22 protein-coding genes are annotated in these 20,024 nt (G+C 63.7%); 11 read left to right on the top strand and 11 right to left on the bottom strand.

Annotation, left to right across the window (positions count from 1 at the left end; genetic code table 11):
* The first annotated feature begins 3 nt into the window (after window positions 1-3).
* The 4 genes from thiE (at window position 4) to QRN51_RS19385 (ending at window position 5,100) form a co-directional block, all read left to right on the top strand.
* Window positions 4-693 carry a thiamine phosphate synthase gene (thiE, locus tag QRN51_RS19400; RefSeq protein ID WP_284991466.1) on the top strand — a complete coding sequence of 230 codons (690 nt, stop codon included), beginning with the start codon at window positions 4-6 and terminating at the stop codon, window positions 691-693.
* Between the two features lie 37 nt (window positions 694-730).
* Complete coding sequence (locus tag QRN51_RS19395) at window positions 731-2,245, top strand: RNB domain-containing ribonuclease (protein ID WP_284991463.1); 1,515 nt, start codon at window positions 731-733, stop codon at window positions 2,243-2,245.
* 288 nt (window positions 2,246-2,533) lie between these two features.
* Window positions 2,534-4,228 carry a DEAD/DEAH box helicase gene (locus QRN51_RS19390; RefSeq protein ID WP_284991460.1) on the top strand — a complete coding sequence of 565 codons (1,695 nt, stop codon included), beginning with the start codon at window positions 2,534-2,536 and terminating at the stop codon, window positions 4,226-4,228.
* Window positions 4,229-4,236: 8 nt separating this feature from the next.
* Window positions 4,237-5,100, top strand: coding sequence for a DNA-methyltransferase (locus tag QRN51_RS19385; protein WP_284991457.1), 864 nt, complete (start codon window positions 4,237-4,239; stop codon window positions 5,098-5,100).
* Here QRN51_RS19385 and QRN51_RS19380 read toward each other — a convergent pair.
* Complete coding sequence (locus QRN51_RS19380) at window positions 5,097-5,942, bottom strand: PHP domain-containing protein (protein ID WP_284991454.1); 846 nt, start codon at window positions 5,940-5,942, stop codon at window positions 5,097-5,099. The genes QRN51_RS19385 and QRN51_RS19380 overlap by 4 nt on opposite strands.
* A gap of 80 nt (window positions 5,943-6,022) precedes the next feature.
* Between QRN51_RS19380 and QRN51_RS19375 the strand changes: the two genes are divergently transcribed.
* Window positions 6,023-7,606: an aminopeptidase P family protein gene (locus tag QRN51_RS19375; protein WP_284991452.1), complete on the top strand. Its 1,584-nt coding sequence runs from the start codon at window positions 6,023-6,025 to the stop codon at window positions 7,604-7,606.
* A 74-nt stretch (window positions 7,607-7,680) separates the two neighbouring features.
* Here the strand turns inward: QRN51_RS19375 and QRN51_RS19370 are convergent, their stop codons facing one another.
* From QRN51_RS19370 to QRN51_RS19360, 3 genes are all read right to left on the bottom strand, one after another.
* A complete protein-coding gene (locus tag QRN51_RS19370; RefSeq protein ID WP_284991450.1) occupies window positions 7,681-7,935 on the bottom strand; it encodes a Txe/YoeB family addiction module toxin in 255 nt (84 codons plus the stop codon).
* Window positions 7,932-8,177 (bottom strand): type II toxin-antitoxin system Phd/YefM family antitoxin, encoded by a 246-nt coding sequence (locus QRN51_RS19365; protein WP_284991448.1) that lies wholly within the window; start codon window positions 8,175-8,177, stop codon window positions 7,932-7,934. Before QRN51_RS19365 ends, QRN51_RS19370 begins: the two co-directional genes overlap by 4 nt.
* 61 nt (window positions 8,178-8,238) lie before the next feature.
* Window positions 8,239-9,066 (bottom strand): YflT domain-containing protein, encoded by an 828-nt coding sequence (locus QRN51_RS19360; protein ID WP_284991445.1) that lies wholly within the window; start codon window positions 9,064-9,066, stop codon window positions 8,239-8,241.
* 76 nt (window positions 9,067-9,142) lie between these two features.
* Between QRN51_RS19360 and QRN51_RS19355 the strand changes: the two genes are divergently transcribed.
* The 3 genes from QRN51_RS19355 to QRN51_RS19345 are packed head-to-tail and all read left to right on the top strand — an operon-like array spanning window position 9,143 to window position 12,259.
* On the top strand, window positions 9,143-10,426 hold the full coding sequence (locus tag QRN51_RS19355) for a magnesium transporter MgtE N-terminal domain-containing protein (protein WP_236812034.1): 1,284 nt from the start codon (window positions 9,143-9,145) through the stop codon (window positions 10,424-10,426).
* Window positions 10,427-10,475: 49 nt separating this feature from the next.
* Window positions 10,476-11,120, top strand: coding sequence for a DUF1003 domain-containing protein (locus QRN51_RS19350; protein WP_284991442.1), 645 nt, complete (start codon window positions 10,476-10,478; stop codon window positions 11,118-11,120).
* A gap of 11 nt (window positions 11,121-11,131) precedes the next feature.
* Complete coding sequence (locus QRN51_RS19345) at window positions 11,132-12,259, top strand: Mrp/NBP35 family ATP-binding protein (RefSeq protein WP_284991441.1); 1,128 nt, start codon at window positions 11,132-11,134, stop codon at window positions 12,257-12,259.
* 5 nt (window positions 12,260-12,264) lie between these two features.
* On the opposite strand, the gene QRN51_RS19340 is transcribed toward QRN51_RS19345, so the two are convergent.
* From QRN51_RS19340 to sigE, 3 genes are read right to left on the bottom strand one after another with little or no spacing between them, the layout of a single operon-like run.
* Window positions 12,265-12,648, bottom strand: coding sequence for a twin-arginine translocase TatA/TatE family subunit (locus tag QRN51_RS19340; protein WP_059387493.1), 384 nt, complete (start codon window positions 12,646-12,648; stop codon window positions 12,265-12,267).
* A gap of 31 nt (window positions 12,649-12,679) precedes the next feature.
* Window positions 12,680-13,561 (bottom strand): hypothetical protein, encoded by an 882-nt coding sequence (locus QRN51_RS19335; protein WP_284991440.1) that lies wholly within the window; start codon window positions 13,559-13,561, stop codon window positions 12,680-12,682.
* 36 nt (window positions 13,562-13,597) lie between these two features.
* A complete protein-coding gene (gene sigE, locus QRN51_RS19330) occupies window positions 13,598-14,242 on the bottom strand; it encodes an RNA polymerase sigma factor SigE (protein ID WP_059387491.1) in 645 nt (214 codons plus the stop codon).
* A 258-nt stretch (window positions 14,243-14,500) separates the two neighbouring features.
* On the opposite strand from sigE, the gene QRN51_RS19325 reads away from it, so the two are divergent.
* Window positions 14,501-15,133: an O-methyltransferase gene (locus QRN51_RS19325; protein ID WP_059387489.1), complete on the top strand. Its 633-nt coding sequence runs from the start codon at window positions 14,501-14,503 to the stop codon at window positions 15,131-15,133.
* A gap of 76 nt (window positions 15,134-15,209) precedes the next feature.
* Here the strand turns inward: QRN51_RS19325 and QRN51_RS19320 are convergent, their stop codons facing one another.
* From QRN51_RS19320 to QRN51_RS19305, 4 genes are all read right to left on the bottom strand, one after another.
* Window positions 15,210-15,377: a DUF3117 domain-containing protein gene (locus QRN51_RS19320; RefSeq protein WP_009357720.1), complete on the bottom strand. Its 168-nt coding sequence runs from the start codon at window positions 15,375-15,377 to the stop codon at window positions 15,210-15,212.
* A 231-nt stretch (window positions 15,378-15,608) separates the two neighbouring features.
* Entirely contained in the window at window positions 15,609-16,868 is a 1,260-nt protein-coding gene (locus QRN51_RS19315) for a putative hexosyltransferase (RefSeq protein WP_502870883.1), read from the bottom strand.
* Complete coding sequence (locus QRN51_RS19310) at window positions 16,865-17,200, bottom strand: DivIVA domain-containing protein (RefSeq protein WP_284991437.1); 336 nt, start codon at window positions 17,198-17,200, stop codon at window positions 16,865-16,867. Before QRN51_RS19310 ends, QRN51_RS19315 begins: the two co-directional genes overlap by 4 nt.
* Window positions 17,201-17,237: 37 nt before the next feature.
* On the bottom strand, window positions 17,238-18,038 hold the full coding sequence (locus QRN51_RS19305; protein ID WP_284991562.1) for an LOG family protein: 801 nt from the start codon (window positions 18,036-18,038) through the stop codon (window positions 17,238-17,240).
* A 234-nt stretch (window positions 18,039-18,272) separates the two neighbouring features.
* Here QRN51_RS19305 and QRN51_RS19300 point away from each other — a divergent pair, with 234 nt between their 5' ends.
* Together QRN51_RS19300 and QRN51_RS19295 are read left to right on the top strand one after the other, a co-directional pair.
* The gene (locus tag QRN51_RS19300; protein WP_059387486.1) at window positions 18,273-19,028 is read left to right on the top strand and encodes an amino acid ABC transporter ATP-binding protein; all 756 of its coding nucleotides are present in this window, start codon (window positions 18,273-18,275) and stop codon (window positions 19,026-19,028) included.
* A gap of 50 nt (window positions 19,029-19,078) precedes the next feature.
* Window positions 19,079-19,978: a glutamate ABC transporter substrate-binding protein gene (locus QRN51_RS19295; RefSeq protein ID WP_059387485.1), complete on the top strand. Its 900-nt coding sequence runs from the start codon at window positions 19,079-19,081 to the stop codon at window positions 19,976-19,978.
* Window positions 19,979-20,024: the final 46 nt, after the last annotated feature.

Below are 20,024 nucleotides of genomic sequence, written 5' to 3'. Positions count from 1 at the left end.
TCCATGACCCAGCACGATGTCCACACCACCGCCCGCCTCTACCTCTGCACCGACGCCCGCAAGCAACAGGGTGATTTTGAGCAGTTTGTCGATGCCGCGTTCGAGGGCGGCGTGGACATCATCCAGCTGCGCGACAAGACCATCGAAGCGGCAGAGGAACTGGAACTCCTGGAGATCCTGCAATCCGTGGCGCACCGTCAGGGCCGGCTCTGGGCAGTCAACGACCGCGCCGACGTAGCGTCCCTCGCCGGCGCACCGGTGTTCCATATCGGCCAAAAGGACATTTCGCTGCACTCGGCCCGGAAGCTGCTCCACGACCCCACCATCATCGGCCTCTCCACGCACACGCCGGAGCAGATTGACGCAGCCATCGCCGCGTCGCCTGGCCGGAGCGGCTTGGACTACTTCTGCGTCGGGCCTGTGTGGGCCACGCCCACCAAGCCTGGACGCTCCGCCGTCGGGCTCGATCTGGTGAAGTACGCTGCCAATGCGGTGAAGCAGGCAGACGAAGAGACCGTCGGCGGCGTAGTGCTTCCTTGGTTTGCGATCGGCGGCATCGATCTCAGCAACGTGGAAGAGGTAGTGAGGGCCGGCGCCAGCCGCATTGTTGTGGTCCGCGCCATCACCGAGGCCGAGGATCCGACGGCGGCAGCCCAGGCACTCCTGGCCGCACTGGACGCAGCGGCGGCCTAGCGAGACGCCGGGAGATTTTGGAGTTACCCTGACTTTCGTGTCACATCAGCGCATAGCCCCGAACGTCTCTGAAACGTCGAACCAGCTCGCGGAAGCACTGGCGGCGCTTCGGACCGAACTCGAGCTGCCCGCGGGTTATCCCGCTGAAGCACTGCGCGACGCGGAGGCCGCGGTTTCAGGACACAGGCTGCCGGCGCAGGACCTCACGGGCGTTCCGTTCATCACGATCGACCCGGCCTCTTCCACGGATCTCGACCAGGCCCTCTTCATTGAGCGGTCCGGGAATGGTTACAGGGTTCTCTACGCCATCTCCGATGTGCCCTCCTTTGTGCCACCGGGAGGAGCGCTCGACGCCGAGACCCGCCACCGGGGACAGACGTACTATGCGCCGGACGGCCGCATACCGCTGCACCCCGAGATCATCAGCGAGCACGCCGGAAGCCTGCTGGCGGGCCAGGACTGCGGAGCGTTCGTGTGGGACTTCGAACTCGATGCCGAAGCAGAGTTCCGCACCGTCTCAGTTCGCCGGGCAAGCGTACGCAGCCGCGCCAAGCTCAACTACAAGGGCGTCCAGTCCGCGATCGATTCCGGGACAGCTGATCCCGTCCTGCAGTTGCTCAAGGAGGTCGGGCTCAAACGGGTGGAACTCGAACGCCGCCGCGGCGGAGCGAGCCTGAACATGCCTGAACAAGAAATCGTCCAACTGCCCGACGGCGGGGGGTACAGGATCGTCGCAGCTCCCTCGCTGCCCGTCGAGGACTGGAACGCCCAGATTTCGCTCATGACCGGGATGGCGGCGGCCCAGCTGATGCTCGACGGCAAGGTTGGAATCCTGCGCACCATGCCCGCTCCCGATGAGCGCTCGCTGCTCCATTTCAAACGGCAGGCCGGGGCACTCGGCAAGCCTTGGACCGAGGGGACCAGCTACGGCGAGTACCTACGGACCCTCGACGGCAAAGACCCCCGGCAATTGGCCATTCTCCATTCCGCGGGGCTGCTTTTCCGGGGCGCCGGATACACGCCTTTCGACGGCGAAGTACCGGGCAGCGTCATGCAGTCAGCCATCGGCGCACCATATGCCCACACCACTGCGCCTTTGCGCCGGCTGGTCGATCGTTTTGTCCTGGTCATCTGCGAAGCACTGAGCAACGGAACGGAGATCCCTGCATGGGCCCGGGATGCTTTGCCGAGCCTGCCGGAGATCATGGCGTCATCCGACCAGCTTGCCGCCAAAATGGAGCGCCTCGCCTTGGACACGGTGGAGGCCGCACTCCTGGTGAACCACGTCGGACAGGAATTCGACGCCGTGGTGATTTCCGGATCGAAGCCTGCCAAGAACAACGGAAACGGGAACGGGAACAGCACCAACGGCCACAACGGGAATGGGAATGGGAACGGCAACTCCCACGGCCCCTCCGGCATCGTCCAGATCGCCGAGCCGGCGGTCACCGCTCGTTGCGATGGCGAAATGGAGTCCGGTACGAAGGTCCGCGTGAAACTGCTTGACGCGGACATTGCCACCCGCCAAATCACCTTCGAACTGCTCCAGTAGCGCAATCAGTTCACAGGACCGCGGCCGCGATCCGGGGTTTATTGCACCCAGACGCTAGACTGTGTGAGTAGTAATGGATGCCCGGTCGTTGATTCAGTTAATTTTTTGACATCAACAAGCCCGCCCCTACGCGATCTTGAGATACACCAGCTGGTCCCCAGTGCCAGTATTTAGATAGCCCGCGATCGGCTTCCACTGGATTTGCTTGCGCCCGTCCGTGCTCCGGAACGGCCCTGCCACAACCGTTGAGCACGCAGCGCAGCCCAAATGAATAAGGAAAACTCCACTGTGAGTGAATTGCACACCCATGAAGTTCTGACAGACGGAACCGAAACGATCGAACCCGAGGAAACCATTTCCTCGGACGAAACACCCCACGAGATCGCGGAAAAGTCCTTCGCCGACTACAACGTCCGCGCCGACATCGTCGAGTCCCTCGCCGACGCCGGAATCACCCATCCCTTCCCCATCCAGGCCATGACCCTCCCGGTGGCCCTGGGCGGTCACGACATCATCGGCCAGGCCAAGACCGGTACCGGAAAGACCCTCGGCTTCGGCATTCCTGCGCTGCAGCGCGTCGTCGGACCGGGCGACGCCGGTCACGACAAGCTCGCTGTCCCGGGTGCACCCCAGGCTCTCGTGATTGTTCCGACCCGCGAACTCGCGGTCCAGGTGGCCAACGACCTCCAGACGGCATCCCGGAAGCGCAACGCCCGTATCGCCACCATCTATGGCGGCCGCGCTTACGAGCCCCAGATCGAAGCCCTGCAGAAGGGCGTCGAGGTTGTTGTCGGCACGCCCGGCCGTTTGATCGACCTCTACAAGCAGAAGCACCTGAACCTCAAGAACGTTCGCATGGTCATCCTCGACGAAGCGGACGAGATGCTTGACCTCGGCTTCCTTCCGGACGTCGAGACTTTGATTGCCGGCACTCCCGCCGTCCGCCAGACGCTTCTCTTCTCGGCCACCATGCCCGGACCGGTCATTGCCATGGCCCGCCGCTACATGACGCAGCCCACCCACATCCGTGCCGCAGACCCGAATGACGAAGGCCTGACCAAGCGCGACATCCGCCAGCTCATCTACCGTGCCCACAGCATGGACAAGATCGAGGTTGTCGCCCGCATCCTGCAGTCCCGCGGCCGCGGCCGGACCATCATCTTCACCAAGACCAAGCGCACCGCCGCCAAGGTAGCCGAGGAACTCGTCGATCGCGGCTTCGCTGCCGCGGCCATCCACGGCGACCTCGGCCAGGGTGCCCGCGAGCAGGCCCTGCGCGCCTTCCGCAACAACAAGGTAGACGTCCTGGTGGCCACGGACGTCGCCGCCCGTGGCATCGACGTGGACGACGTCACGCACGTCATCAACTACCAGTGTGTCGAAGACGAAAAGATCTACTTGCACCGCGTTGGCCGCACCGGCCGTGCCGGCAACAAGGGCACCGCGGTCACATTCGTCGATTGGGACGACGTCCCCCGCTGGGCCCTCATCAACAAGGCCCTGGGCCTGAGCTCTCCCGAGCCCGTGGAGACGTATTCTTCGTCCCCGCACCTGTTCGCCGACCTGGATATTCCGGAAGGCACCAAGGGCCGCCTGCCCCGCAACCAGCGCACGCTTGCGGGCGTCGACGCCGAGGTCCTGGAGGACCTGGGCGAGACCGGCAAGAAGAACTCCCGTTCCGGCGGCGATTCCGGTCGTGGACGCTCCGGCCGTGACAGTGGCCGGGAGGGTGCACGCCGCGGTCCCAAGTCCGCTGAGACTCCGGCCCGCGACGGCGACGGTGAGGGCGGCCGCAACCGCACGCGCCGCCGTCGTACGTCCGAAGGCGAAGCAGCCCCCGCTGAGGCAACGGCCCAGTCTGCCGAGCCGCAGTCCGGCGAGGGCTCGGACAAGCCCGCCCGCGCACGCCGTTCCCGCACCCGCCGCCGCAACGGCGAAGTGGTCTCGGCTTCCGGTGCCTCCGGCGAGAGCACCGAGGCTTAACGGCCTCAATGACTGACACTGTTTGGGCGCCGGACGGCAGCAACTTGGTGGTTCACGCGGACAACGCGGATTTCCTCCCGACGCTGCCGGACGGCGCCTTCACACTGATTTACGTGGACCCGCCCTTCAATACGGGCCGGGTCCAGAGCCGCCAGGAAACGCGCATGGTCCGCAACGCCGACGGCGACGGAGACCGCGTCGGCTTCAAGGGACGCTCGTATGACACCATCAAGGGCGCCCTGCACCGCTACGACGACGCGTTCAGCGACTACTGGTCCTTCCTGGAACCCCGGCTTGTGGAGGCCTGGCGCCTCCTCGCCGACGACGGCACTTTGTACCTGCATCTGGACTACCGCGAAGTCCACTATGCCAAGGTCATGCTGGACTCGATCTTCGGCCGGGAGTGCTTCCTGAACGAGATCATCTGGGCCTACGACTACGGCGCACGCGCCAAGAACCGCTGGCCCACCAAGCACGACAACATCCTCGTGTACGTCAAGAACCCCGCCAAGTACCACTTCGACAACGCCGAGGTCGACCGCGAGCCGTACATGGCGCCGGGCCTCGTGACTCCGGCCAAACGCGAACTGGGGAAGCTTCCCACGGACGTTTGGTGGCACACCATCGTTTCCCCGACCGGCAAGGAAAAGACCGGCTACCCGACCCAAAAGCCGGAAGGCCTGGTCCGGCGGATCGTCACGGCATCGAGCCGGCCAGGAGACTGGTGCCTCGACTTCTTCGCGGGTTCCGGCACGCTCGGTTCAGTCGCGGCGAAACTCGACCGCAGGTTCGTGTGCGTGGACCAGAACGCCCCGGCCATCGATGTGATGCGCAAGCGCCTGGACGGCAAGGCCACTTTCTACCCCGTCTAGCGGACTACCGAACTACCCGTGCCCAGCTCCTCGATGCGGGCCAGGACGTCGGGGGACGTCAGGTTCTCCCCGAGCAGGTTGGGTTTGCCGGTTCCGTGGTAGTCGGACGATCCGGTCATGAACAAACCGTGTTCGGCAGCCAGTCGCCGCAGGAACACGCGGCCTTCCTCGGGATTGTCGCGGTGCTCCACTTCCAGCCCGAGCAGGCCGGCGTCGATCATTTCCCGGTAAGTCCGTTCCCCGACCACCCGGCCGCGGGCCGAGGCGACCGGATGCGCGAAGACGGGGACACCGCCCGCTGCCCGGACGAGTTCGACGGCGAGCGCCGGGTCCGGTGCATAGTGCTGCACGAAATAACGCGAGTGCGAGGTCAGGATGGCAGTGAACGCTTCGGAGCGGCTCGCCACCGCACCGGCGGCCACGAGGGCGTCGGCAATGTGGGGCCGGCCCACGGTGGCGCCCGGAGCCACATGATGGATGACATCGTCCCAGCTCAAGGGGTAATCCTCGGCCAGGAGCGTGACCATCCGCTTGGCGCGGGTGAGCCTTGCGTCTTTCGCCTTGGTGATCTCCTCAAGCAGGCCGGGGTGCGCCGGATCGTGGAGATAGCTGAGCAGATGGACGCTGATCCCCTCCCGGGTGCGGCACGAGATCTCTATCCCCGGTACGAAGGCCACCCCGCATTCGAGGGCCGCGACAGAAGCTTGCTCCCATCCGTCGGTGGAGTCATGGTCGGTCAGGGCCACCACATCCAGACCTGCAGCAGACGCGGAAGCGATCACTCCCGCGGGAGCCTCGGTCCCGTCGGAAACATTGGAGTGCGCGTGCAGGTCGATCTTCACTTTCCAAGCGTATTTGATGAGGGACGGCTTGGACCGTTTCGGCGTTGGCCTAGTGTCGGCCTTGATGGGACGATGGGACGGTGAACGATGCAGAAAACACCCAAAACGGTGAAACCACAGCCTCCCAGCCACTGGAGGAGCGCGTCAACAACCGCTCCCAGCGGCCCACATCCGATGCCTTCAAGGCGTTCATGGCCAGCAATTGGGCGCCCGCGCCGCAGGTGACCCCTGCACGTGACGCTGTCGCAGACCGCGCCGCCACACGTCGTCGGGCCATCTCCGACAAGTTCGCGGGCTTGCGCCTCGTCCTACCGGCCGGCCCGCTCAAGGTCCGCTCGAACGATTGCGACTACCGCTTCCGCCCCCACTCCGGCTTCGCCCACCTCACGGGCTTGGGCCTGGACCACGAGCCCGATGCCGTGCTGGTCCTGGAACCTGTCGAGGAAGGAACCGGCGACGACGGCGGCAACCACCTCGCCACGCTCTACTTCCGTCCGCTGGCCGGCCGGGACACGGAACAGTTCTACGCCGACTCGCGATCCGGTGAGTTCTGGATCGGCGCGCGTCCGACGCTCGAAGAATTCGAAGCGCGCCTCGGACTCAGGACGGCGCACCTCGACGAACTCGAGATGGCCATCACCAAGAACGTGGGTGCCCCGGAAATCGGTGGCATCTCCATCCGCTTGGTCCGCAAAGTCGACGAGAACATTGATGCCCTCGTGGACACGGCCCGCTACAACACCGCCAAGGATCCGGAGAACCTGGACCTCGGCGAACTCGATGCACTGGACGAACTACTCAGCGAGGCGCTCTCGGAGCTGCGCTTGCTCAAGGACGACTGGGAAATCGCGCAGATGAAGATCGCCGTGGCCGCGACCGTGGAGGGTTTCGCCGACGTCGTCCGAGCCCTCCCCCGCGCCATGACCCACCACCGCGGCGAACGCGTCATCGAAGGCGCTTTCTTCGCGCGTGCCCGTGAGGAAGGGAACGAGCTCGGCTACGACACCATCGCGGCCGCCGGAAACAACGCCACGGTGCTGCACTGGACCCGGAACACGGGCAAGGTCAACGCAGGGGAACTCGTGCTGCTCGATGCCGGTGTGGAGGCAGATTCGCTCTACACCGCCGACGTCACGCGTACCATTCCGGTCAACGGAAAGTTCTCGGACGTCCAGCGCAAGGTCTATGAAGCTGTCCTCGACGCAGCCGACGCCGGATTCGCCGCGGCCCAGCCGGGCGTGAAGTTCCGCGACATCCACACGGCCGCCACGACGGTCCTCGCAGAACGCCTTGCCGAGTGGGGCCTGCTGCCGGTCTCGGTGGAGGAAGCCATCAGCACCGAAGGCCAGCAGCACCGCCGCTGGATGCCGCACGGCACCAGCCACCACCTTGGCCTGGATGTCCATGACTGTGCCCAGGCCAAGCGTGATCTCTACCTGGACGGCGTACTCACCGAGGGCATGGTGTTCACCATCGAACCCGGGCTCTACTTCAAGGCAGAGGACCTCGCGATTCCGGAGGAATACCGCGGAATCGGCGTCCGGATCGAGGACGACATCCTGATGACGGCAGACGGTCCCCTCAACCTCAGCGCCGCGCTCCCCCGCAAGGCTGACGACGTCGAGTCCTGGATGGCCGGCATCTACCAGGACGCCGAAGCGTAACCACTGAGGCAGAACGCATGAGGAGGGCTACCGGATATTGATCCGGTAGCCCTCCTCTTTTGCTTTGGGTTGCCCTAGTAATGGTGGCGGGCCGCGATGATGACGAGCTGATCCGGTTCGACAGCGTAGACAAGTCTGTGCTCTTCGGTAATTCGCCTGGACCAGTACCCAGCAAGCTGATGTTTGAGTGCTTCAGGCTTGCCAATGCCTTCAAAAGGGTCACGTTGGCAGTCTTTGATCAGCAAATTGATGCGTTTGGTCATCGCCTTATCCGTACCGATCCAATAGACATAGTCGCCCCACGCCTTGTCGGTAAAGAGGATATTCATTCAGCCAATTCTCGCCGGGATGCCGTGCCGGCGCGGTGCTGGGCAATACTTTCGAGCAAGTGAGCCGCGTTCGCGGGTGTTCGCAACAGGTAGGCCGTTTCTTCCAAGGCCTCATAATCCGCCAAAGACATCAGGACGGCGCTGCCCTTCTTGGACACGATTTCAATGGCTGTGTGATCAGCATTGACCTGCTCGATAAGCGGGAACAGCTCCGCTCTGGCTTTTGACGCAGTTATTGCCATTGCTTAACTCCCTCGCTCGTATAGTGGTACCAAATATTGTACCGCTTAGCGCGGACTATAACTACTGCTTGGCCGGATCCTCACCATTTCCGGTCTGCTCGCCGTTTCCTGGTTCGTTCACCCGCACGCCGTATTGCGGACGGCCGTCGGGAAGGTCCGGGTAGCGCACGCCGGCGGTCGGCCGCGCGGCCGCAGCCGGGGCCGCGGCGTCCGCAGCAGGCTGGGCGGGCTCGCCGGCGGTTGCCTGTCCGGCTTCCGGTCCACGCTGGCCATACGGATCCTGCCAAGACGCCGGGCGCTCCGGGGCCGGACCCTGCGGTGCACCGGGATGCGCCGGCGGGTTCCGGTAGTCCTGCGGCGTGTAGGCCTGCGGCGGCCGCCCGAAGGCTGCCTCGGAAGGATTCATCGGCAACTGGTGAAGGAGACGGCGGGCTTCGTGGGATGCCTCCAAGGCGACAATGACGTCATAGTTCGTCGCCACTACCTGGCTGGTGGAGGTGAAGTCCCGCTTCCCGCGCTGTGCTGCGTAGGTGACGATCCCAAAGAGCATGAAGAATGCAGCACCCATGAGGACCGACGTCACAATCGAGAAGGGGCCACCGGCCGGGGTGAAGAACGAAAGCATGACGCCCACGAACAGGCCGAACCACATACCGCTCAGGGCTCCGGACAAGGCGACCCTGGGGTAACTGAGCCGTCCCGTAACCCGCTCCACCATTTTGAGGTCGTTTCCGACAATGGAGACATGCTGGACGGGGAACTGCTGGTCGGCAAGATAATCCACCGCCTTCTGGGCATCGAGATAGGAAGTGTAAGAGCCCACGGTGTCGCCTTTAGGGACGCTGCGGGATTCCTCCGTGGCCTTAGGGGCACCGAAAATGTTCGCCATACCCCCATTCTGTCCCATACACATGTGAACCGGCTGAAATTCAGCTAAAAGAGAGCAGACTCGGTAGCCTGTAAGGGTGAGCACAAATCCTTCACGCATCTTTGTTGCGCGCTTGCTCGGCCTCGACGTTTTCGACCCCCTCGGCGATCGCCTGGGCCGGCTGCGCGACGTCGTGGTGCTCTCGCGCGGCTTGCGCGGGGCCCCGCACGCAGTGGGTATCGTCGTCGAAGTTCCGGGCAAGAAGCGCGTCTTCGTTCCGATGACCAGGCTGACGTCCATGGACCAGAGCCAGATCATCTGTACCGGACTGGTCAATCTGCGGCGCTTCCAGCAACGCGGTGCCGAGCAACTAGTGGTCGGCGAGCTCTTTGACCGCAAGGTGACCCTCAAGGACGGCAGCGGCGACGCCATCATCGAAGACATCGCCATGGACCAGCAGCGCAACGGTGACTGGCTCGTCTCCAAGCTTTTCATTCGACGCGGCACGTCTACGTCCAGGCTCCGGGGGTTGCGCCGCGGCCATACCCTCCTGGTGGACTGGGCGGACACGCTGCAGGGCTCCGAGAACGATCCCCAAGGTGCAAGCCACTTCGTCGCCACCCACGAGGACCTCAAGCCGGCCGACTTCGCCGACGCGCTCCAGGAGATGTCGGACAAACGACGGATCGAAGTGGCCAGCGAGCTGCAGGACGAACGCCTCGCCGATGTACTCCAGGAGTTGCCGGAAGAAGACCAGGTCACGCTGTTGTCCGCTTTGGACAACGAACGCGCAGCCGACGTCCTGGAAGAAATGGACCCGGACGACGCCGCAGACCTGTTGGCTGACCTGCCTTCCGCCAAGGCCGAGGAACTACTGCTCCTGATGGAGCCCGACGAGGCTGACGATGTCCGCAGGCTCCTGCAGTACGACGAGGACACCGCCGGCGGCCTCATGACCCCGGTTCCCGTCATCCTTCCACCGGAAGCCACGGTGGCCGAGGCACTTGCCCATGTGCGCAGCGAGGAGCTCTCCCCCGCCCTGGCCTCGGCCATCTTCATTTGCCGCCCGCCGTTGGAGACACCCACGGGACGATTCCTCGGCGTCGTGCATATCCAGCAATTGCTCCGCAGCGCCCCACCCGAACAGCTCGGCAGCATCGTGGACAAGAACCTGGAGCCGGTTTCCGATCACGCCAGCGTCAGCGAGGTCAGCCACACCATGGCCTCCTACAACCTGAACTCCCTCCCGGTCGTAAATAGCGCCGGCCGCCTCGTAGGGGCGGTGACTGTTGATGACCTCCTAGACCATTTGCTCCCGGACGACTGGCGAACCCACGAAGACGGAGCCCCGATCAGGAAACTAGGAGGCCGAATTGGCTGAGAAGCCCACCAGCGGAGGATTGGACACCCCGCTCGAGCTGCGTTCCCGCATGCTGCCGAATTTCGGCAGCGATCCCGATGCCTTCGGCCGGTTTGCCGAACGCTTCGCCCGTTACATGGGTACGGCGAATTTCCTGTTCTACATGACGATCTTCGTGATCGTCTGGATCGCGTTCAACGTTATTGGCTTGTTCGGCTTCCAGTGGGATCCCTACCCGTTCATCCTCCTCAATCTCTTCTTCTCCACACAGGCCTCCTACGCCGCGCCCCTGATCCTGTTGGCCCAGAACCGCCAGGACGACAGAGACCGCGTGACAATCGAGCAGGACCGGGCCCGTGACGAGCGCAATCTGGCTGACACCGAATACTTGACCCGTGAGGTCGCGGCTCTCCGCATCGCCCTGCGCGAGGTCGCTACCAGGGATTACGTGCGCGCCGAACTCCGCTCGCTGCTGTCGGATCTGCTCGAAGCGCAGGAAGAGTTGGGGCCGAACAATTCCGGCGGCTCCAACAACGGCGAGAAAGCCAAGGACAAAATCAAGGACAAGCGCAACAAACAGCGCAATCCTCCCACCCAGCAGATCCCCAAGATCCATCCGGCGCATTCCAGCGCCAGCCAATCCGAACCCGACCTCTCGGCCGTCGGCACGTCGCCAACGCGGAACCCGGTCCCCCCCGCCCAGCCCGAAAGCTGAACACCCACCCCATGAGCACACCATCCGTCGAGGCCCTCAACGCTGCCTTGGCAACCGTCATCGATCCCGAACTCCGCCGGCCCATCACGGAATTGGGGATGCTGGATTCGGTAGAGGCCAGTCCGGACGGAACCGTCCGGGTTGCGGTGCTGCTGACCATCGCCGGCTGCCCGCTGCGGGAAACCATAACGGCCGACGCCACCGCGGCCCTGACGCGGGTTCCCGGCGTGACCGCCGTCGATGTCGAGCTCAAGGTCATGACACAAGCGCAACGCGATGCCCTCAAGGAACAGTTGCGAGGCGCAGGCGGGCAACGCGGAATACCTTTCAACGAGCCGGGCTCCCTGACGAAGGTCTTCGCCGTGGCCAGCGGCAAGGGCGGTGTAGGCAAGTCCTCCGTGACGGTCAACCTTGCGTGCGCCCTTGCAGCGCAGGGGCTGCGCGTGGGAATCGTCGACGCCGATGTCCACGGCTTCTCCGTTCCGGCGCTCATGGGAATCACGCAGCAGCCCACCCGGGTGGACGACATGATCCTCCCGCCCGTGGCCTTCGGCGTGAAGGTGATCTCCATTGGCATGTTCGTTTCCGGGAACAAAGCGGTGGCCTGGCGGGGGCCCATGCTGCACCGCGCCCTGGAGCAATTCCTCACGGATGTCTATTTCGGCGATCTGGATGCCTTGTTCCTGGACCTTCCACCGGGCACGGGCGACATCGCGATCTCGGTGGCACAGTTGCTTCCCAACGCCGAAATCCTCGTGGTGACCACCCCGCAGGCCGCGGCAGCCGACGTTGCCGAGCGGGCCGGAACCATCGCAACGCAGACGGGCCAGAAGCTTGCCGGCGTCGTGGAGAACATGTCCTTCCTGGAGATGCCCGACGGCGGCAGGATGGAATTGTTCGGAAGCGGCGGCGGGCGGGTGCTGGCTGAGCGGCTGAGCGCCGCCGTCGGGACCGACGTTCCGCTTTTGGGACAGATCCCCTTGGACATCCGTCTGCGCGAAGGCGGCGACGCTGGCCGCCCCGTGGTGTTGACGGCTCCGGAGACGGCTGCTGCACAGGCACTTCAGGCCATCGCGGGAAAGCTCAATGCCAAGCCCCGCGGCCTGGCCGGAATGTCCCTCGGGATCCAGCCGAAATAGCCTTCTTAGGTGGCTTCAGCGTCGAAGGGCGCTTTTTCACCGACGGAAAGCCGTTCGACAACCCGTTCGGGAGCTTTCGTCGGAGTGTCCACGGCTGCCACAGCGACAGGCGCACCGTCGCTGACGGGCTTCGTGTCGTCGTCGAGCAGCGCTTCCTTGATGATCCGGCGCGGATCGTACTGGCGCGGGTCATACTTCTTCCAGTCGACTTCATCGATGTCGATGCCGACTTCTTCCTTGATCTGCTCACGCGCGCCGGACGCCATGCGCCGCAGCTCCTTGACCAGATTCGTCAGCTTCCGCGTGTATTCAGGCAAACGGCTGGGGCCGATCACGATGACGCCGATGATCAGCAGGATGAGAAACTCCGAGCCATTGATTCCAAACACGTATCGAAGATTACCCTGTCCGTTGGTCCGCTCAGAAACCTGCGAGGCCCGCCAGGGTATGGAGTCCCCGTTGCAGCCGATCGTTCCAGGTCCCTGTGCTGTTTTCGGCGGGCCGGGCAACCACCAGCGAGTCGCCCGCTTTCACGAGCTCCGGAACGGCTCCGGCGGCCTGGCTGGCAGGCATGTCGGAGGAATAACGCAGCACTGCCACCGGCGAGGAGTAGACGGCCTGCCACGGGGCCCCCTGGGTAATGGACAATTGGGTCCCCGAAGCGCCGCTGCCCTCCAAGTGCTGCTCCACCAGCGTGGCGTGGTGGTCACCGTCACTGAGGTGCAGCTCAACGGCGGGGTGCCCGTCCTGCATCAGGGCCCGGGCGGAAACCACGTGGTAACCCATGCTTGCCATTTCGGGACATGCCCAGCCGTCCCTCCGCAGTTCGGACAATTGCTGCTCGCTCAGGTTCACCGTCCCGGCAACGCCGACGGGCAGGCTCAACTGCGAACCCGTCACGGGGAGTTGCTCTACGGCGTTTCCGGGCACGGTGGAACTGACCAGGGTCCGGACTTCCTGTTCGCCACGGTCGGACGCCTGGGGCGCAACTTCGCCGCCAAGCGCGTAGGCCGCAACCGCCAGGATTCCGGCGCTGACGGCGAGCCCGCCGGCCGCGGCGCTGGCGAGCCGGATCCCGTGCCATACGCTTCGCTGGGGCGCCGGGCGCTCGTCGACATCGGATTGCGCCAACCGCTGGGTGTGCTCGATCAGCCTGTTGGTGAAGTCCTGGCTCGCCTCGGGAACGGCGGCACGGCGAAGCCGTTCGAGGTACTGGCGTTCCCGCAGGACAGCGGCGTGGCATTCAGAGCATTGCTGCAGGTGGCCGGGGGCTCGGCTGTGCCGGATTTTTCCCCGAGTCAAACCACCGCGTCGTCCTTTCAGCAGACCCATCGGCGACTAAAGGAGGCCGGCGATGCGCGGCATCTTAAGGCGCGGCTTGCGGGCCTGGACCGGACGCGGATCCCGGTGCGCCAGTTTTTCGCGGAGCATTGTCCGGCCGCGGTGGATGCGGGACCTGACGGTTCCCAGCTTCACGCCGAGCGCCTCGGCAACTTCGTCGTAGGAGAGGCCTTCAAGATCGCAAAGCACGACGGCGGCGCGAAAGTCCGGGGGCAGTTCTTCCAGGGCGCGCTGGACGTCGAGATCGAGGTTGTTCAACTCGAAGCTCTGCTCGGGACCGGGTTCATGTCCAGGCAGCCGGGATTCGGCGTCTTCGGCCAGGGCATCGAATCGAATACGGCTTTTCCGACGGGCCTGGTCGAGGAAGAGATTGGTGGTGATCCGGTGCAGCCAGCCGTCGAGTGTGCCTGGCTTGAAGTTTTCGAGCGAACGGAAGACCCTGACGAAGACTTCCTGGGTGAGGTCCTCGGCGTCGAACTTGTTTCCGGTGAGCCGGTAGGCAAGGCGGAAGACCTTGGCGGAGTGGTTCTCCACCACTTCTTCCCAGCTTGGCCTGACCCATTCTTCGGCTGGCGGGGCCGTGTCGGTGGAACCCAGGACTGCTGCCGTTGCCTGGACTGGCGCAGCACTTGATGCCCGCATCGTCCGCTCCCCTCAAACTGTTTGTCATCCTGCCGGTCACTCAGGAGTTCGTTGCCGGCCCTCACTTGGATGGCTGGATATACATCATCCCAGTGTTGCCTGAGATTTTGCTGATCGCAGGCAGGCTTTTCCCGCAGAGCGAACATCATCCGGAGGAAGCCGGAGAGACACAGAATTGCGGGCCGCAGGCATCCGGGCTGGGCGGCCCGTAGCCAGTAGTCTGGAAGGAATACCCCTCTGCCTGGAAAGCGAACCCCCATGAGTGCCGACAAGTCAACCAGCTGGTCCTATGCAGAAGATCTGCCTGCCGAGGACGACGTGTTGCTTCGCGCCCGTGAACGCTCCTTCGAGCTGGGCGTTACTCCCGTCAGCCCCGGCGTTGGCGCCGTCCTGACAGTCCTGGCCGCGGCGTCGAAGGCACAGACGGTTGTGGAGGTCGGCTCCGGTGCAGGGGTCTCCGGCGTGTGCCTGCTGCGGGGCCTCAGCCCGCAGGCCGTCCTGACCACTATCGACGTCGACGTCGAGCACCTCAAGGCCGCCCGCGAGGCCTTCCTGGAATCCGGCAGTCCGGCGAACCGCACCCGGACGATCTCCGGCCGTGCGGCCGACGTTTTGCCGCGCCTCACCGACTCCGCATACGACCTCGTGTTCATCGACGCCGACAAACCGAACTTTCCCGGTTACGTTCAGCAAGCCATCCGATTGCTCAAGTCGGGCGGAACATTGGTCATCAATGACGCGCTGGACAAGGACAAAGTTTCCAACCCGGCTGCCAGGGACAGCACCACCGTGGTGTTGCGCCAGATCGGCAAGGCCATCCGCGACGACGAACGGCTCTCGTCAGCGATGCTTCCCACGGGAGACGGATTGCTGGTAGCGGTCAAGAAGTAGCTGGCCCTCGTTCGCCTTCAGGCTTAAACATGAAAGCAGGGCGCCGGCTCTTCTGCCGGGGCCCTGCCCAGTGAATCTATTCGGTAACGCCTACGAGGCATTCCTTGAGGTTCGCCGCCTCTGCTGCGTTGAGCTCGACCACCAGCCGTCCTCCGCCTTCGAGCGGCACACGCATGATCAGGCTGCGGCCCTCTTTGGTTACTTCCATAGGGCCGTCGCCAGTACGTGGTTTCATAGCCGCCATTAGGAAAATCCCCTCCAGTTGTCCCAAATCCCGCCAACCCGGCCGGGTTGGCTCCGCGTGGAATATACGGCGTCGACAGTCATGGCAGTTCAGTCGTCGTCGCCGGGCACCCGAGGGTGCCTTTGTCCTTGCTTGTGTCCATTATCTCGTAATTACCCGCCCGTAGCTAATTGATGGACTTTTCCCGCCGGGCCGTGATCGCGCTTGAACTGGCGAAACGACGCGGAGGCATCACGGAGGATAGTCGCCGCCGCCCGGCAACTGCGCCCACGCCCACAGCCAGACGATCCATACGATCTGGAGGAGGAAGAACATGACCACCATGGTGCCGCGGTAAGCCTTCGAGCGGGACAACCAGGCCGTGCTGAGCGCCAAGGGGAACAACGGCAAGAGCATCCGGAACGTGCTCGTCTGGGGGTGCAGGAAGACCAGAAGATACCCCACGTAGCACGTGCACCAAAGCCTCAGTTCGGTGCCGAGGGCCCGGACAGGTTTGCTCAACATCAGCAGGGCAAAGAGCGCGACGAAGACGAACGGCGCGAGAATGCCGAGTACCGGCCCGAAGAGCATTTGGCCGGTCTCGAACCATGGCTTGAACGGAACAAGGTCGTCCCCTCGCCAAACAGTTTCGGTCTTGGTGTAGGCCAGCGGATCCCCCGTGACCGCCCAGGCGATGGCCGGCCACGCGAGGGCCCCCGCCGCGCTGACCCCCACTAGCGCGGCCAGCGATCCAAGCTCCCGGAGCGTCGGGATCGACCCGGCGGCGGGCACTGACGGGCGGCGCCCGAACCTCTTCCACAAGTGGTGGACCAGGAGTAGGCCCACCATGGCCGCGAAGGGCACTCCAGTGGGCCGCGACAGGCACATGAGCAAGACCACGGGCATCGCCGCGAGGTACTTGCGACGCACCAGCAGCAGGAGCGAACCCGCCAGGAGCAGGGTATTGAGGGATTCCGCGTAGGGGACCTGCAGGATGGCCGAGACGGGGAACATCGAGAACAAGGTCAGTGCCCACAGCGCCGTGGTCCGCCCGGCGAATTCCCGGAACAGTTTGTAGGCCACCAGGGCCGCCCCAAACCCGGCCACCATCGCGACGACCGTCAGGGCGGGCAGCGTCGCCAGTCCGGTGAGTGCACCGAGCGCCCTGGCAAGGTACGGAAAGAGTGGATAGAACGCCCAGGAATTTTCCGCGACGCCGCCGTTCGCATTGACCGGCAAAACAGAGGGGTACCCGTTGTTCGCCGCTTCGGCGTACCAGCGCCCATCCCAGATGGTGATGAAGTTCCAGTAGTCAGGTGCCGGCGGAAACCACGGATTGACGCCTTGCTGCAACGCTGCGGCCATGAAGATGCAAGCGCTGACAAGCCTCGAGGCGATGTAGACGAGGGAGACCTGGACCCACCACGGCCAGCCCGCGGCGTGGGCTCCGGCGCGGCGCAATCTTCGGACCAGGAATCCCGTCGGGGACCGCGATTCGAGTGACGGGGTCACTCTTTTGGGTCTTCCTGGTTCCCGGCTGCCTCCAAGGCCAGTTTCAGCCGTTCGATTTCCCTCTCCTGCGAGGTCAGCTGATCCCGGAGCTCATCGAGGACCTCATCCACCTGGTCCATCCGGTAGCCCCGCAGCCCAAGGGCGAAGCGCACGCGGTCGACGTCGGATGCCTTGGCTCCTGCCGGCAACAGGACCGGCGGCAGGTTCGGGACGGGTTCGTCCAAACCGGCGCCGGAGTCGCGGGCGGATCTCGCCATTCCGGCGCCGAGGAACAACACGGCACCGATAATGACAATCGCGAGAAAGACCAGAAAAAAGCTCACAACAACCATCGTGCCAGACTCAGCTGAGAGCTCAGTGACGGCAAGGCTACTCCGGGCGCTGGTCCCCGTTGGTCGAGGGTGCCCGCGGGATTCCGTGCAGGACGCGGTGAACGGCGTCCGCAGGATCGTCCACAAGCTGGATGAGGTCCAGGTCCTTCGCGGAGACCATGCCTTCGGCCACCAGGGTCCCCTTGATCCATTCGATCATCGGGCTCCAGAAGTCGACCCCCAGGAGGACGATGGGGAACGATGTCACCTTGCGGGTCTGCACCAGGACCATGGCTTCGAACAGTTCGTCCAGGGTTCCCAGGCCGCCCGGCAGGACAATGAACCCTTGCGCGTACTTGACGAACATGGTCTTGCGGGCAAAGAAGTACCTGAAGTTGATGCCAAGGTCCACCCAGCGGTTGAGGCCTTGTTCGAAGGGCAGCTCGATTCCCAGTCCCACGGAAACGCCGTTGCCTTCAACGGCGCCCCGGTTGGCGGCTTCCATGGATCCCGGGCCACCACCGGTGATGACGGCGACGCCGGCTTCCGCGAGGTGGCGGCCCACCTGCACGCCCATATCGTAATAGCCGGTGCCCGGCTTGGTGCGGGCGGAACCAAAGACACTGACGGCGGGGCCGAGCTCGGCGAGCGCACCGAATCCTTCAACGAATTCACTCTGGATCCGCAGGACCCGCCACGGGTCGGTGTGAATGAAGTGGTCGGCTCCCCTGGTGTCCAGGAGTCGCTGGTCCGACATCGGCATAGCGGCCTGTTTGCGCCGAAGCTCCAAGGGTCCTTTGTGCTTGGCTGGCGGCTCTGCGGCTACGGCCGGAGCTGACGCTGCCGATCCGTTGCTCATCGCCTTGCCATTGGCGTCTGGACTAGGAACTTGGGGCTGGCTGGTACTCATTGACCTAGGCTAGCGCGGATGGCGGCTGCAGCCGTTCCGGCGTGGCCTGTTGTTTGCGGTATTGGGTTTCCTACCCATCATTTGCTGTCAGATAGCTGCAAAGCAGGTATCTGTTGAATCACGATCCACGTAAGTTAGTGTGAGCTGGCTCAACTTGAATCATTTCTTCGCTAGATTCGTCACATGACTATTCAAGCCGCCAGCGATGCCCTCGTCTCCCTGAATGGCGTCAATAAGCACTTTGGTCAACTACATGTCCTGAAGGACATCAACCTCCAAGTGAAAAAGGGTGAGGTTGTGGTTGTCATCGGGCCTTCGGGCTCGGGCAAGTCCACGCTGTGCCGGGCCATCAACCGCTTGGAGACCATCGATACGGGCGAGATTTCGATCGATGGCAAGAAGCTGCCTGAGGAAGGCAAGGAACTTGCCCTTCTCAGGGCCGACGTCGGCATGGTCTTCCAATCGTTCAACCTGTTCGCCCACAAGACGATTCTCGAAAACGTCACGCTGGGACCGATCAAGGTGAAGAAACAGGACAAAGCAACCGCGGACAAGGACGCCATGGCGTTGTTGGAGCGGGTCGGCGTCGGGCAACAGGCACCCAAGATGCCTGCACAGCTCTCCGGTGGCCAACAGCAGCGTGTGGCAATTGCCCGGGCTCTCGCGATGAAGCCGAAGGTCATGCTTTTCGACGAGCCGACTTCGGCACTTGATCCGGAAATGATCAACGAGGTCCTGGATGTCATGGTCCAGTTGGCCAAGGAAGGTATGACCATGATCGTGGTCACCCACGAGATGGGCTTTGCGCGCAAAGCCGCCGACCGCGTTGTCTTCATGGCCGACGGCCAGATTGTTGAAGACGCCAAGCCCGAGGAATTCTTCACCAACCCCCAAAGCAACCGTGCCAAGGATTTCCTCTCCAAACTCCTGACTCACTGACACTCACCGCACCCAGGCCGCGGGGGTGGCCGCACAATGAAAGGAATATCATGAAGTCTTTTATCACCCGGAGGAAATCCCTCCTGGTCGCTGCAAGCGCGGCGCTCGCCCTTTCGCTGAGCGCATGCGGTGGCGGCGGGGGTTCCACCACCGCGCCAAGCAGCGAGTCCGCGCCGTTCACGGTGGCCCAGAACGTGTCCATCACGGGCAGCCCCACGTTCGACAAGATCAAGTCGAACGGAAAGATCACGATCGGCGTCAAGCAGGATCAGCCTGGCCTGGGCTTCAAGGATGCCGCGACCGGCGAGTACAGCGGTTTTGACATCCAGGTTGCCCAGTGGATCGCCGCATCCCTCGGTTTCTCCAAGGACAAGATCGAGTACAAGCCCATTCCTTCGGCCAACCGCGAGTCCGCCATTACCAACGGCGACATTGACTACTACGTCGGGACCTACTCCATCACGGACAAGCGCAAGCAGTTGGTCGACTTCGCCGGACCCTACTTCGTGACGGGTCAAGGCCTGCTGGTCAAGAAGAGCAACACGACCATCAACAGCGAGAAGGACCTGAGCGGGAAGAACGTCTGTTCGGCCACGGGTTCAACCCCCATCCAGAACATCAAGGCAAACTTCCCCGGCACCAAGACCACTGAGTTCGACACGTACTCACAGTGTGTCGAGGCGCTCAAGAGCGGCCAGGTCGATGCTGTGACTACCGACCAGGCAATCCTGATCGGTTATGCCTCCCAGGACACCGACAACCTCAAGGTGGTCGGCCAGCCGTTCACCACTGAGAAGTACGGTGTTGGCTTGAAGAAGGGCGATACCGCCTTCCGCAAGTTCGTGAACAAGATGTTCACTGACGGCGGCTCTGTGTGGCAGAAGATCTACGACTCCACACTGGGCCAGTCCGGCACCAAGGTCACCCAACCCGCAGTGGACAACTACTAAACCCATGTTGAGGGGGCGGCCCTTGGCTGCCCCCTCGAATATCGGC

The organism is Arthrobacter sp. efr-133-TYG-120 (genome assembly GCF_030209785.1).
Lineage (GTDB): Bacteria > Actinomycetota > Actinomycetes > Actinomycetales > Micrococcaceae > Arthrobacter.
The sequence above is the reverse complement of the archived record's forward strand: the minus strand, read 5'-3'. Positions and strand labels throughout refer to the sequence as shown.